Origin of the sequence: Paenibacillus sp. FSL R7-0048 (assembly GCF_038004505.1) — a bacterium.
Lineage (GTDB): Bacteria > Bacillota > Bacilli > Paenibacillales > Paenibacillaceae > Paenibacillus_AQ > Paenibacillus_AQ odorifer.
In genome coordinates this window covers 2920173-2933596 of sequence record NZ_JBBORF010000001.1, presented here as the reverse complement: position 1 = coordinate 2933596, position 13424 = coordinate 2920173, and the positions used below count along the sequence as shown (strand labels likewise).

Genomic DNA, 13424 nt, shown 5'->3' with positions numbered 1-13424 from the left:
ATTTACATCAACATCTGCGGATCCACATCAATGCTGATCTGAAGACCAGTATCCCGTACAGAATCCTCTAACTCTTCAGCCACTTGGCGGACAAGTCCAATTACATCGATGGCGCCGCGCCATTTTATCATACACTGGAATCTATATCTACCCTTTAATCGAGGGATAGGTGAAGCCACAGGACCCAACAGATCTAACACATCACTGGTTAGCTTATCGAGACTTCCATACCATCTTAGCTGTCTGGCTTTTCCTTGAAGATTCAGAGCATAATTCTCTGCCATCCGCAGTAGAAGCGGCAGCTGTTCATGAGACAATGTGACCAGGATGAGTCTGCAATACGGCGGATAATGGAGGCCTCTACGATGCTTCAGCTCTTCACGTACAAAAGAGAGATAGTCATGTCCGCTGGCATGAATAATGGAATAATGCTCTGGTGTATAGGACTGAACGACCACTTCGCCTGGAAGCTGATGCCGGCCTGCTCTGCCTGCAACTTGTGTAAGCAATTGGAAGGTCTTCTCTGCTGCGCGAAAATCGGGCAGGTTCAATGCTGAATCTGCTGTGATTACACCAACAAGAGTGACATCTGGAAAATCCAGTCCCTTTGCTACCATCTGAGTCCCCAGGAGAACATCCGCTTTTTTGTCCCGGAATTGGTTCAGCAGCTTCTCATGTGAGCCTTTTTCTGTTGTTGTGTCCACATCCATACGAATCACTCGTATGCCTGGGAAGAGCTTACCAAGCTCTTCTTCCACCCGCTGTGTACCCGTTCCGAAAAACCGGATATGCTCACTCCCACACTCCGGACAAAGCTTAGGTGCTGGTTCAGCATGGCCACAATAATGACAACGCAAATTGTCACTACGGCTATGATATGTTAGTGAGATATCACATTCTGGACAACCGGCTACATAACCACAGCTACGACACATGACAAAGGTTGAAAAACCTCTACGGTTAAGCAGCAGCACCGTCTGTTCTCCGCGTTCCAGCCTCTCTTCCAGTGCTGAATGAAGCTTTCGGCTGAACATCGAACGGTTGCCTTCTTTAAGCTCTTCCCGCATGTCTACTACGTTCACCTTTGGAAGTTCATTTCCAAGCGCACGGGTAGGCATCTCCAGCAGTACCGGTGAAAAATGAATATCACTCTGCGATCTTGCAGCATGATAGCTTTCCAGCGAAGGCGTGGCAGATCCAAGAATCACAGCTGCCCCACACTGCTCTGCTCTACGAATAGCAGCATCACGGGCATGATATTTCGGATTCTCCTCCTGTTTATAAGAGGTCTCATGTTCTTCATCCATAATAATCAGCCCTAAGTTGGAGAAAGGAGCAAACACGGCCGATCTTGCGCCTACAGCGACTGTGGCCTTTCCTTCACGGATTTTACGCCACTCATCGTATCGCTCACCAACAGACAGCCGGCTATGCATAACCGCGACCCCGCTGCCGAACCGTCCCTTAAACCGCTCCACCATTTGTGGCGTTAAAGCAATCTCTGGAACAAGAACAACAGCCTGTCTACCCTGATCTAAACAACGTTTAATACACTGCAAATAGATCTCTGTCTTACCACTACCCGTAACGCCATGAAGCAGAAATACTTCGTGAAGCTGCTCTTCTACGGTTCGAGAAATCCTTGTATATACGACCTCTTGTTCCGCTGTGAGCGGTAGAGGTGCGGTAGGTTTAAAATCTCGCCCTTGATAAGGATCGCGATAGACTTCAATTTCACTGATCTCGATAAATCCTTTTTCCTCCAAGGCCTTTACAGTACTTGCCGTTACTTGGAGTGCAGACAAAACTTCTTTAAGGGCCATGGGGAGTGTAGCTTCCATATCAACTAAAAAGCTCAGAACTTCCTTCTGGCGTGCTGATTTTTTCGGAAATTTGTTCAAAGCCTCACGGGCAGCAGTGACACCTATCGCCAGATCGACTGCCTTGAGCTTTTTCTTGCCCATTTTATCCTTAATGGATTGACTCTCTATAAGTACTCCACGCCGCAGCATGAACTTCACCGTCTCAGCAGCCTCAGGAAATGCACGAGTAAGCTGCTTCATGGAAACTTCGCCACTACGTCCAATAAATTCTGTGATTAGCCGTTCCTCATCCCCTGTGTCCGCAAACATTGGGAACAATTCATCCTCTGGAAATGCTGTCTCTTCCTGCACATCTCCAAGTGAAATCAGCCGTTCTGCCTTCCCTTTTAGAGCGGTGGGCAACATCGCCTGCAGTGCTGAAATTCGTCTACATGCATATCTTTTACTCATCCAGTCCGCAAGCTCAACTAATTCAGGAGATAAAGGCGGGAGCAGATCCAACACTTCTTGGATTGGCTTCAGGCTAGGATTCACTAGGGTCTCGCCTGATTCTAAAGAAACTACAAAACCTTGGACTGTCCGGTGCCCAAACGGAACGGCTACCCGACTGCCCACTTCAATCCATAATTTCAGGGATTCTGGAATACTATAATCAAATGGCCGGTCAGTGCTGCGTACAGGCACATCCACAATGACCTTGGCGATATCCATTATAATGAAGCTCCAGTAATTCGCTCTGCCACGAGCGTCAGCAAACGACGAGCAACCTCATCCTTCGACAATTGTGGCAATTCAAGCACCAATCCATTCACATCATATATCGAAACGATATTCGTATCCGCTCCAAATCCGGCTCCTGCAGCCGCTACATTGTTAGCAACGATGAGATCGCAGTTTTTGCGGACCAGCTTGTCCTTAGCATAAAATTCCGTATTGCCCGTTTCCGCAGCAAAGCCAACCAAAAACTGCTTGTTTTTGTTCTTACCGAGTGTTTCCAGAATATCCGTTGTCTTCACAAGCTCAAGCGTCATCGTCTCTCCGCTTTTTTTAATCTTAGAAGGCTCACTATGCTTCGGACGGTAATCCGATACAGCCGCCGCCTTGATCATAATATCGCAGCTGTCCCACTGTGCGGTAACTGCTTCATACATTTCCTGTGCAGATTGAACACGAATGACTGAAATCTCTGGATCCTGTGGAGGGGCCTCATCTGAACGCGCAGCAATCAACGTTACCTCAGCTCCCATTGCGCGCGCAGCACGTGCTAATGCGAAGCCCATTTTACCTGATGAATCATTGGAGATATAACGTACTGGATCAATGCGTTCTACCGTTCCACCCGCTGTGATGACGATTTTTTTACCCACAAGAGGTTTGGATGCGACGCTTGCTTGATGTGCAAAAAAATTCTCAACCACACTCACAATAGCCTCTGGCTCTTCTAGCCGACCTTTGCCAACGTATCCACATGCCAGCAGTCCTTCACCAGGCTCAATAAATTGAATGCCCCGAGTAGCGAGAATATTCAAATTATTAAGTACAGCTGGATGCTGATACATATGAACATTCATAGCTGGTGCAACCATAATAGGAGCCGTAGTAGCTAGCAGCGTTGTAGATAACATATCATCGGCGATCCCGTGCGCCATTTTGGCAATCATATTTGCGGTCGCGGGTGCTACCAGCACAAGATCCGCAGCATCTGCCAGATCAATATGTGAAATGGAGGATGGATCTCTCTCCTGGAATGTATCGCTGTATACTCGTTGCTTCGATAGTGACTGTAGAGTTAATTCTGTAATGAACTGCTTCGCCGAAGCTGTCATAATGACATGGACCTCGGCACCTTTTTGGACAAGCTTACTGGTCAAGGACGCCGCTTTATAAGCAGCAATTCCTCCTGTGATCCCAAGTAAAATAGTCTTCCCCTTCAAGCTCTTCAACATGATCTCCCCCCTGTTCCCTACTCTTACAACGAATGGCTATCTTTACGACGAGAAAAAAATAACAACCTTCCGGTTGTCATAAAGAGCCCGGTTCTGGGCTTTCATCATAAATTTAAGACCCGTAAATGCTCCATAACCCAAGAAGAAACGGCAGCGCCTCAAACAAATAGGCGGCATCCGTTTCTACAATAGGTCATTATTACTTATGCTTGAGACTACTCTTCACCGCGGGTTAGAGTAATGCGATCTTCGTAAATTTCCTCAAGAGCAACACCAACAAATTTATGCGATCTAGGATTCTTCACATCTGTCTTGCCACCCTCACGCAATTGTCTAGCACGACGTGCAGCAGCGACAACGAGCGAATACTTACTGTCAACCTTAGTCATCATTTCATCAATGGATGGATATAGCACTGGGACACCTCTTCATAGTTTACTGTTAATACATTTGACCTTCAGCATAAATTATCTGACTTTACAATGTTCGGCGATAATAATGCTTTCTATTCTCTTACAAGCCAGATCAATCTCATCATTCACAACAGCATAATCATAATGCTGCATTAAGTTGATCTCATCCTCCGCTACAGTCATGCGGTGATCGATCACATCTGGATGCTCAGTACCCCGTCCGCGAATGCGGTCCTTCAACTCGTCCATGGATGGAGGAAGAAGGAACACAAAAATCCCTTCAGGAAATTTCTCTTTAACTTTGAGAGCGCCTTGAACCTCAATTTCGAGAATAATGTCTTTGCCGCTATTGAGAGTTCTCTCCACAAAATCACGTGGAGTACCGTAATAATTACCTACGTACTCCGCGTATTCAAGCAATTGATCGGCTTCGATCATTGCCATAAATTCATCTTTGCTTTTGAAAAAATAGTTGACGCCATCTTCCTCACCCGCACGCGGACTGCGAGTAGTAGCAGAAACTGAGTAGACAAGTTCGGGCATCTTCGGACGTAGTGCTGTACAAACAGTACCTTTACCTACGCCGGAAGGTCCGGATAATATGATGAGCAATCCTTTTGACATAATACACTCCATTTAGTTGTTATTCGTCGTTGTCGTCATCTTTACTGGATAAGCGATGCGCCACAGTCTCCGGCTGTACAGCCGATAGGATGACATGATCACTATCTGTAATGATTACGGCACGAGTCCGTCGGCCATAGGTGGCGTCGATCAACATATGCCGATCACGTGCCTCCTGGATAATACGTTTGATTGGTGCAGATTCCGGACTGACGATAGAAATAATGCGGTTGGCAGACACAATATTTCCAAAGCCAATGTTAATAAGTTTGATTGCCATGTTCCGGTAGTTCCCCCCATAAAGTTCTATGCTATTACCTATTCCCGATTACTCTATGTTCGCAGCTTGTTCTCGAATCTTCTCCAGTTCTGCTTTCATATCTAGCACAAGACCCACGAGAGTTAGATGATTGCATTTCGATCCGATTGTATTCGTCTCACGGTTCATCTCCTGAATGAGAAAATCCAGTTTGCGTCCTACCGGTCCTTTCCCCTTCAGGAGGGCTCTGCATTGCTCGAAATGACTATACAACCGGGTCAACTCTTCATCAATATTACAGCGATCTGCAAAAATAGCGATCTCCATCCCAAATTTATGCTCATCAAAAGCGAACGTCCCATCATTTAGTTCATTTAATCGATGTCGAAGTTTCTCTCGATATTCAATGATTACGACAGGTGCAAGTTCAACCATTTCAGCATGCATGTTCTCAAGATGGTTCAGGCGCTGTTCAATATCAGCGGCTAGAAAACTTCCTTCACGGGCGCGCATCTCCAGCAGAGACTGCAAACACTGCTCAAGTCCCGCCTCCAATACTTCGGAGTAGTCTTCTAATGTCGCAGACACGGCACCCGCAGCCTCGTCTTTGCTGTCCATAATACCGGGTATAGAAAGTATATCACGTAAAGTCAACTCACCACTCAAACCATATTCATTCTTAAGCTGCTCTGCTGCCTTTAGATAGGTCATTACAGCAGAGTGATTCAGAACCGGTCTAACAGTCGACTCATCGTGCTCTCTATTGATGGTAACATCTATTCTTCCCCGTTTGATGTGCTGTTGAACCTTTCTTCTCAACACATCCTCATAACCCGTCCAATCCCGGGGCATCCGCAGTACAACTTCGCAGTACCGGTGATTCACCGATTTCACTTCGAACATAATCTTGTAGCCGCCGAATTGCAGGGACGATTGACCGTATCCGGTCATGCTAAATGACAACGGAATCACATCCATTACACTATTGTAATTGATTATTACTAGCGAAACAAGGGGGACAATTTGCGTCCTGATTTCTCCCACACATACTCCATTAGCTGTGCACTCATATCGTAGAACATGAACGGAGTCATCAGATAGATCCCATTAAAATGTGCAGTAGCAACATCTAACAGTTCCTTAGCGATAGCGACACCTTCTGCTCTTCCAGCTTCCCCTTCAAGTCCCTTCATGCGGTTGCGGACATCGTCCGTAAGCTGAATACCGGGAACCTCATTATGCAGAAACTCTGCATTTCGTCCGCTTGCCAGTGGCATAACCCCAATGAATACAGGGATTTCCAGATGTGCTGTTGCCTCAGCTATCTTCACGATAAGTTCCTGATCATAGACAGGCTGGGTCATAATATAGTCGGCACCAGAGGCGATTTTCTTCTCCAGACGTTGCACTGCCTTATCCAAATGTTTAACATTCGGGTTAAACGCAGCTCCGATTACAAAATTCGCTTTCTGTTTCAAAGGTTTACCTGAGAAGGAAATCCCGTCATTCAGCTGCTTGATCATTCTAATTATCTCAAAAGAAGTTAAATCATAAACCGAGCTTGAGCCGGGAAGATCTCCAAATTTCGCAGGATCACCTGTTACGGCCAGCACATGATCAATTCCAAGCGCATCAAAACCCATCAAATGGGATTGAGTACCAATCAAATTACGATCCCGGCAAGCAATATGCACTAGCGGACGAAGTCCGGTTTTAGCGTGCACCAAATGCCCCAACGCCATATTGCTCATCCGTGTAACAGCCAGAGAGTTGTCGGCGAGTGTCAACGCATCCGCGCCTGCTCTTCTTAGCGCTTCTGCACCCTGCATAAACTTTGCGATATCCAATTCACGAGGTGGATCAAGCTCAACAATAACCGTATGTCGTTCCTTTACCAGATCAACCAGGTTCGGCTCTCTACCCTCTCTATTATCATCGCCAAAATTATCTTGCAGCGATACACGCTCCACAGTAGGTGGCAACGGTTTAGGAAGCGGTTGCGGTACATAATTCTTCAGTGCAGACGAGATTTCTGCGATATGCTGCGGAGTTGTACCACAGCAACCACCGATTATCCGGCAGCCCATCTCCGCAAAAGTCTGCGCCATTTGCCCAAAATATTCTGGAGAAGCCCCGTACCGGTATTCTCCGTCTACATAATCCGCTACACCCGCATTTGGATACACAGAAGCTGGCAAAACCAGGCTCCCTTGTACAGCTTTGAGCGCCCGCTTCATTCCGTTCGGGCCTGTGTTACAGTTAAATCCGATAACATCAGCGCCATCGCTTTCCAGGATACGAAAAGCTTCCGGCAAAGTTAATCCATCTAATGTGCGTGCTGTTTCATCGACAGCTAATTGGCAAACTACAGGAAGCGAGCTGATCTTGCGGAGCGTTCTTAGAGCTAAATGCAGTTCCTCAACATCGTAGAAGGTTTCCAGCATAATGCCATCTACGTCCTCTTCTAACAATGCAGCAATCTGCTGTGTAAAATATTTTTTCAGTTCTGTGGAAGAGAGATTCGCACGTTTGCCCGCGCGAATAGATCCTACAGCTCCTAATACATACCCATGATCTCCAGCAGCCCGGCGAGCGATTCTAACCCCGGCTCGATTGATTTCCTCAACCTTAGATTCTAGACCATATTTAGAGAGCCTGTCATAGTTCGCCGAGAAGGTGTTGCTCTCCAGCAGCACTGCCCCTGCCTCAATATAGCTGCGGTGAACATCTTCGATTACCCCCGGAGAGGTCAAATTCAATTCTTCATAGGAAATGCCGACCGGGAAACCCTTCTGATATAAGTAGGTGCCCATCGCTCCGTCTCCGACTAATACTTTATTTCCCCATGCGGAACGTAAATCCGGCTTCACAACAAGATCCTCCCCTGCCACATTAGTTTCTAACTTTAGTTTCATACTAATGTAACATAAATCGGTATGGATGATAAGCTTTCCAAAAGAAATGCATTTAGACCAAAATATCCACCATGCATGTTCATCTATAAAAAGCTTCATACTAACGTTAATGCTGATATTTCCATAAAGGAGAGAATACTTTGAAGAAAAAAACAAGAAAGTTTCTGATCCGAAAATACGCTGTAACTTTACTGCTAGCCACTCTCTGCTTATTGTATATTTATTTGCTAGATTGGCTGTATGGCTATGGGCTGGGTAACGTCGGCTATATCCTTAATTATCTATTCTATACCGCCTCTGAGAAAGCAACGGCTTGTATTTTGCTGCTCTGCTTGTTCATCCCCGATATCTACTACTGGAAAACAGGACATCAACCAGAACGTGGCGGGGAAAGATGACTTCTTATCGCCGCAACAATGACAAGAATTACAGGGATCAACACCATAAAGAAGGGGAAAATCGTATATAACAATCTCCCTCCCTCATTAATATGTTCAGTAAAGCTCCGCGCGTTCAACATCGAGCTGAACAGAATGATCAGAGCACAGGGATAGACCATTCTCCGGTAAGGAATTTTGAATAATTCGGAAATCCCTATAAGTGCCGCCGCAAAAAACACTGACATTTTGAAAAAAACGCCGATAATCAGCACCATAACTACTAGAATATCCACACGTTGAATAAAATCGGAGATTGAAATCTTGCTAATCGTGGGCATCAGAGGGAGGGGTGAACGTTTCACAATATCTGTGCCCAGCACGGAGATATTCAGCATCATAGTCAGACTTAAGAGCAAACCTGAAACAAATATCCCTGCTCCGATGACCCAAGGACCTTTTTTAACATTGTTCAGATAGGGCATTAGCATGGTAAAACAAATCATTTCACCAAAAGGGAACATATAGTTCTGGCGAATGACAGATTCGATCACAGGCTGGAACCCATTCTCAAAAACAGGAAGCAATCGATTCAAATTAATGGAGCCCGATAACATCAGCATAATCGAGCAAAATATACCTATCAGCATTACGAGAGTTGCGAATACCAATGAAGTTCGGGATAACACCTCTACTCCTTTATGCAAAACATACGCAGAAGATAAGATCATCAATGTAGATATGATAAACAACGGTGTGCGGTGCATAGTAGCCATAACCAGCATGGAACTGCCATCCCGTAAATCACGACCCGCTAAATTGAGAAAAAGGATAATGTAGAGAACGGAAATCACCGTACCTAAGGATCTTCCCAGCAGCTTGCGGGTATATGCCGTTAAGGGGAGATCCGGAAACTTTCTGTATAAATAAGTGTACCCCGAAAAAATAATCAAACCGATCAAATTTCCGAGCAGTATGGATATCCACGCATCTTTACCAGACTCCATCCCAAGATTCACTACCAGTGCTGTTCCAAGTTCAAACAACAAAGTCAACGTGAAAAATTGGAGTAGTCCTATTTTTATTTTTCCCATAACTGCTCCTCCTTTATCGTCATTACTTATACTTGGACTGAAAGGAATCACTCCGCATATCCGTATGCCTGATCACAGCATCCGTATTGATATTAATCTGGCAGGTTTCAAATATACGGTCCCAATGATCTTTTACTTGTTTCCAGCCACGTGGATTAGCTCTTTCTGCTGCTTCACCAAAACCTAGATAATCACTTTTTAACGAACGGGCAGTTGTTATGGCAGCACGAATCTGTTCTTTAATATTCTTTTCCAAAAGCTTCGAAAGATTATTTAACACCGTTGGATCTGTTAGATCCAAGCCATTGGGCGATTCCTTTAATCCAGCCTGCTGAGTGACGTTAATCGTGAAGATAGGATGCTCTATGTCTTTCGCATCAGCGTGGATATGTACCTGTGATAAATACACATTAAACGATATATAATCATTCTCACCTATCGAGACCAGTACCGGCATCTGAGAGATTTTATTCTTAAGCAAAACGGTACCGATCGCCTCCTCCCCTTGCAGCCACCCTTTAAGCTTGTCTTCTTTAAAAGCTGCAAGACCCGTAACTTTTATTATGGCCTCCGGTCTTATTTTTTTTAAATTATCATTACTTTCCCTCTGCTCCAAATCTCCAGTCACTAGCACGCCATTGATCACTGGCCCTCCACCAGGAACCTGTATCCCCCGGATAATATCATCCACCTCCATCCGATAGTTATATCCGAATTGTTTAGAGGTCGTCTGCAGCTTTTCCACCAAATCGTTGGATGGAATTCTTCCGAACACGGTCATAGTCGTCATACATTCACTAGCAGGCTGTCCCTTGGAAATAAAAATCAGGCTTGTCAGCCGGGTTTCACTTTCCCTTTCCAGCACATCCATGATATCCTTGATGCCTTCTTGCGCGAACTTCTCGGAAATGATGACTACCCGAATATGTCCTAAAGACAAAAAACGTGCAGTCTGACGCGAGGCATTGGCTAATGCTTCAAACATAGAGCGGCCGCTACCTTTATATACCGAAACAGGTGAAGTCCCTCTAGCGTTCTTCCCAGAGATTTCGTCAGCAACGATAACCTGAAAGGATACTACGTATTTCTCTTCTTCTGTAGGTCCTCTATCTATGGACACACCCGAAACGATGGCTCTTCTGTTTAATTCCACACTATCCCAGCAGCCTGTGAGACTAAGACAGATCAATACGCAAGGTAAAAGTCCTGCTAAGAAAAAATTGCATTTACTCAGAATCTTGCTTTCCTTTCTTATGCGACTGTGTCCCTTTAGTCTTATCAAGAATTTTTGGAGATAGGTTCTGTTCATGTCCGGTTGTGATCTCCTTCCCTTCTGAAATGTTCCCTTGCTGCGCAGTAGCAGGAGCTGGTTCTGCTGTGCCAAGCGCCCACAAAGGCAGCCTTAAGACAGCATCCTTCTGACCTCTAGATGACAAAGGCACGATTGGAGACAAATAAGGAACGCCAAAAGTCCGCAGACTGTTCATATGTGCAACCAATACGATTAAACCCAATGTAATCCCGTAAAAACCAAACATACCGGCCAATATCAAAAAACCAAAGCGGATAATTCTGCCCGCAATCGCCATGTTATACGCTGGAATGGCAAAGCTCGCAATCCCGGTCAACGCGACCACAATCACCATAACGGGCGTAATAATTCCAGCCTCTACCACGGCCTGACCAAGAATCAGAGCACCTACTACAGATACGGTCTGCCCAACTGCACGTGGCATTCTTACTCCCGCTTCCCGGATGATCTCAAACGCACCTTCCATTAGAATAGCTTCGACAAAAGCGGGGAAAGGCACATTTTCTCGTTGCGATAACAGGTTGATCAGCAAAGTCGTAGGGATCATCTCATAATGAAACGTCGTCAAAGCTATATACACGGAAGGCCCTAGAATAAGCACGATAAAACTGATATACCGAATAATTCGCATCAGAATAGCAATATCGAACCTTTGCGCATAATCCGAAGCTGACTGAAAAAAAAGAGTGAAAACCGCAGGCAAAATCAATACAAAGGGGGTGCCATCAACGACAATCACTACCCTCCCTTCTAACAGATTCGTTGCAGCCACGTCTGGCCGCTCGCTGTTATTGATCGTTGGAAAAGGGGTAAAGGTCTTATCCTGAATCAGCTCTTCGATATAACCGGATTCCATGATGGCATCTACATTAATCTGTTGCAGCCGTTTTCTAGCTTCTTCAACCAGCTTCTCGTCCGCAGTATCCTTGATGTACATTAAAGCCACATCGGTCTGAGTTACCGACCCGATCTTCACATGCTCGAGCCTTAGTTTGGGTGATCTTATTCTTCTGCGTATTAATGAGACATTCGTAGCCAAAGATTCAACAAAACTATCCTTTGGACCACGCACAACTAGCTGAGTCGAGGGTTCGGTGACAGAACGAGCTTCCCCTCCTTCAGTCTCACACATGATGCCACTGTCATAACCTTCAATGAGAATCAGTGTCTTCCCAGAAAGAATTCCGAGCAGCACCTCGTTCCAATCCTCCTGCAGCTGCGCTTCACCTATTTCCAGGGCACGGTTTAAGATGAGGTCATTCAGATTATTTGCTGCAGTATTACTTTCCTTGAGCATCTCATCCGTAATAGAGAGCAATGAACCCATTACAAATTGATTAACGGTTTCTGTCTTAGCTAGACCATTAAGATGTACCGCAGCAGCCTCAACAAAGGATTGCTCACCAAGCTTTACCTGGCGGATTCTAAGATCCGGACTATCTCCCAGCTCGGTAATGATATTGTTTAGTGTCTGCTCCAGATGAATGGTTAATCTGGCTCCAGAACCTGAACCCGCCGGGTCTGCTTGCTGTCCCTTACCGGATTTATTTCTTTTACTTAACCCGTTGATGTTCAACAAGCTCCCCTCCTTTTTTTCATAAACATTGTAGTATTATTCTCGGTTACTCCTTCCATTATTCGGCTGCTTAAAGTCACATCAGGTTAGAAACACAAAAAAGGCAGTCCAAGAATGCGCTCTTGGACTGCCTTTTTTGTTATTTTTTTATATTGCTACACTGCCCGTGAATACGACCTCAGCAGGTCCAGTCATATACACATGATTATCCTCTTCATTCCATTCAATATAGAGATCGCCGCCCTTTAGACTAATCCAAGCTGCCCGGTCTGTAAGATCATTCAGCACAGAGGAGACAAGGGTTGCACAGGCTCCAGTGCCACAGGCAAGCGTAGGTCCTGCCCCACGTTCCCAGACACGCATATCCACTCTCCCCCGATCCAGTACCGTTGCGAATTCAACGTTTACTTTTCTCGGGAACAAAGGATGTACCTCAAGCTTAGGTCCCCATGTGGCAAGATCAAAATTCACTGCATCTTCTACGTAAATCACGCAATGAGGATTTCCCATGGATACCGCTGTGAACGTAAATTCGGTTCCGTCCGCTTCAATCGGCTGAGAGAGCACTGGCTCTGCATCAATAGATACTGGAATTTGCAGACCGGACAATACAGGTTCGCCCATATCTACGGTTACAGTCTCCACAACACCGTCTTTCACGTTTAATGTAACCTTTTGTTCTCCGGCACCAATCGTTTCTATTACAATCTGCTCTGAGCTTACCAGTCCGTGGTCATATACATATTTAGAGACACAGCGAATGGCATTTCCGCACTGCTCCGCCTCCGAACCATCAGAATTCATAATACGCATCATGAAATCGCCACGCTCAGAAGGAAGGATATATACCAGTCCGTCAGCACCGATTCCAAAGAACCGGTTGCATAGGGTTACAGCAAGCTCCGCTGCATTACTTGGCAGCTCTTGCTCACCGAAAACAACGATGAAGTCATTACCGAGGCCGTGCATTTTTGTAAATTCCATTAAAAGTCCACTCCTAAAGGTTATGTTATGTTAGCATTCGCTTAAGCTTAAGGTTCTGTGTAATTTAGCATTTCGCAAGCATATGAGCGGTTAACTGCAAC

General features: G+C 45.5%; 12 protein-coding genes. 1 reads left to right on the top strand and 11 read right to left on the bottom strand.

Going from position 1 to position 13424, the window contains the following annotated elements:
• Window positions 1–2: 2 nt before the first annotated feature.
• The 7 genes from priA to NSQ91_RS12795 form a co-directional block, all read right to left on the bottom strand.
• Window positions 3–2534 carry a primosomal protein N' gene (priA, locus tag NSQ91_RS12825; protein WP_076275857.1) on the bottom strand — a complete coding sequence of 844 codons (2532 nt, stop codon included), beginning with the start codon at window positions 2532–2534 and terminating at the stop codon, window positions 3–5.
• Complete coding sequence (gene coaBC / locus NSQ91_RS12820; protein ID WP_076304160.1) at window positions 2534–3769, bottom strand: bifunctional phosphopantothenoylcysteine decarboxylase/phosphopantothenate--cysteine ligase CoaBC; 1236 nt, start codon at window positions 3767–3769, stop codon at window positions 2534–2536. The genes priA and coaBC overlap by 1 nt, the downstream gene beginning before the upstream one ends.
• 215 nt (window positions 3770–3984) lie before the next feature.
• The gene (gene rpoZ / locus NSQ91_RS12815; protein WP_036686188.1) at window positions 3985–4185 is read right to left on the bottom strand and encodes a DNA-directed RNA polymerase subunit omega; all 201 of its coding nucleotides are present in this window, start codon (window positions 4183–4185) and stop codon (window positions 3985–3987) included.
• Between the two features lie 51 nt (window positions 4186–4236).
• Window positions 4237–4806, bottom strand: a complete 570-nt coding sequence (gene gmk, locus NSQ91_RS12810; protein WP_076129144.1) for a guanylate kinase — start codon at window positions 4804–4806, stop codon at window positions 4237–4239.
• A 19-nt stretch (window positions 4807–4825) separates the two neighbouring features.
• A complete protein-coding gene (gene remA / locus NSQ91_RS12805; RefSeq protein ID WP_006209218.1) occupies window positions 4826–5086 on the bottom strand; it encodes an extracellular matrix/biofilm regulator RemA in 261 nt (86 codons plus the stop codon).
• A 48-nt stretch (window positions 5087–5134) separates the two neighbouring features.
• A complete protein-coding gene (locus NSQ91_RS12800) occupies window positions 5135–6028 on the bottom strand; it encodes a YicC/YloC family endoribonuclease (protein WP_076129143.1) in 894 nt (297 codons plus the stop codon).
• A gap of 38 nt (window positions 6029–6066) precedes the next feature.
• Window positions 6067–7935, bottom strand: coding sequence for a bifunctional homocysteine S-methyltransferase/methylenetetrahydrofolate reductase (locus NSQ91_RS12795; RefSeq protein ID WP_076304159.1), 1869 nt, complete (start codon window positions 7933–7935; stop codon window positions 6067–6069).
• Between the two features lie 185 nt (window positions 7936–8120).
• Here NSQ91_RS12795 and NSQ91_RS12790 point away from each other — a divergent pair, with 185 nt between their 5' ends.
• Entirely contained in the window at window positions 8121–8378 is a 258-nt protein-coding gene (locus tag NSQ91_RS12790) for a hypothetical protein (RefSeq protein WP_036686181.1), read from the top strand.
• On the opposite strand, the gene NSQ91_RS12785 is transcribed toward NSQ91_RS12790, so the two are convergent.
• From NSQ91_RS12785 to dapF, 4 genes are all read right to left on the bottom strand, one after another.
• Window positions 8351–9451, bottom strand: a complete 1101-nt coding sequence (locus NSQ91_RS12785) for a GerAB/ArcD/ProY family transporter (RefSeq protein WP_076129140.1) — start codon at window positions 9449–9451, stop codon at window positions 8351–8353. The genes NSQ91_RS12790 and NSQ91_RS12785 overlap by 28 nt on opposite strands.
• 22 nt (window positions 9452–9473) lie before the next feature.
• A complete protein-coding gene (locus NSQ91_RS12780; protein ID WP_081383232.1) occupies window positions 9474–10760 on the bottom strand; it encodes a Ger(x)C family spore germination protein in 1287 nt (428 codons plus the stop codon).
• Window positions 10678–12339, bottom strand: a complete 1662-nt coding sequence (locus tag NSQ91_RS12775; RefSeq protein WP_076304158.1) for a spore germination protein — start codon at window positions 12337–12339, stop codon at window positions 10678–10680. Before NSQ91_RS12775 ends, NSQ91_RS12780 begins: the two co-directional genes overlap by 83 nt.
• A gap of 147 nt (window positions 12340–12486) precedes the next feature.
• Complete coding sequence (gene dapF, locus NSQ91_RS12770) at window positions 12487–13323, bottom strand: diaminopimelate epimerase (RefSeq protein WP_076129138.1); 837 nt, start codon at window positions 13321–13323, stop codon at window positions 12487–12489.
• Between the last annotated feature and the right edge of the window lie 101 nt (window positions 13324–13424).

What these genes read in the sequence shown, in the direction of transcription:
- priA (WP_076275857.1), bottom strand. Translation starts at nt 2,534, where the DNA reads ATGGATATCGCCAAGGTCATTGTGGATGTGCCTGTACGCAGCACTGAC.
- coaBC (WP_076304160.1), bottom strand. Translation starts at nt 3,769, where the DNA reads ATGTTGAAGAGCTTGAAGGGGAAGACTATTTTACTTGGGATCACAGGA.
- gmk (WP_076129144.1), bottom strand. Translation starts at nt 4,806, where the DNA reads ATGTCAAAAGGATTGCTCATCATATTATCCGGACCTTCCGGCGTAGGT.
- remA (WP_006209218.1), bottom strand. Translation starts at nt 5,086, where the DNA reads ATGGCAATCAAACTTATTAACATTGGCTTTGGAAATATTGTGTCTGCC.
- NSQ91_RS12785 (WP_076129140.1), bottom strand. Translation starts at nt 9,451, where the DNA reads ATGGGAAAAATAAAAATAGGACTACTCCAATTTTTCACGTTGACTTTG.
- NSQ91_RS12780 (WP_081383232.1), bottom strand. Translation starts at nt 10,760, where the DNA reads ATGAACAGAACCTATCTCCAAAAATTCTTGATAAGACTAAAGGGACAC.
- dapF (WP_076129138.1), bottom strand. Translation starts at nt 13,323, where the DNA reads ATGGAATTTACAAAAATGCACGGCCTCGGTAATGACTTCATCGTTGTT.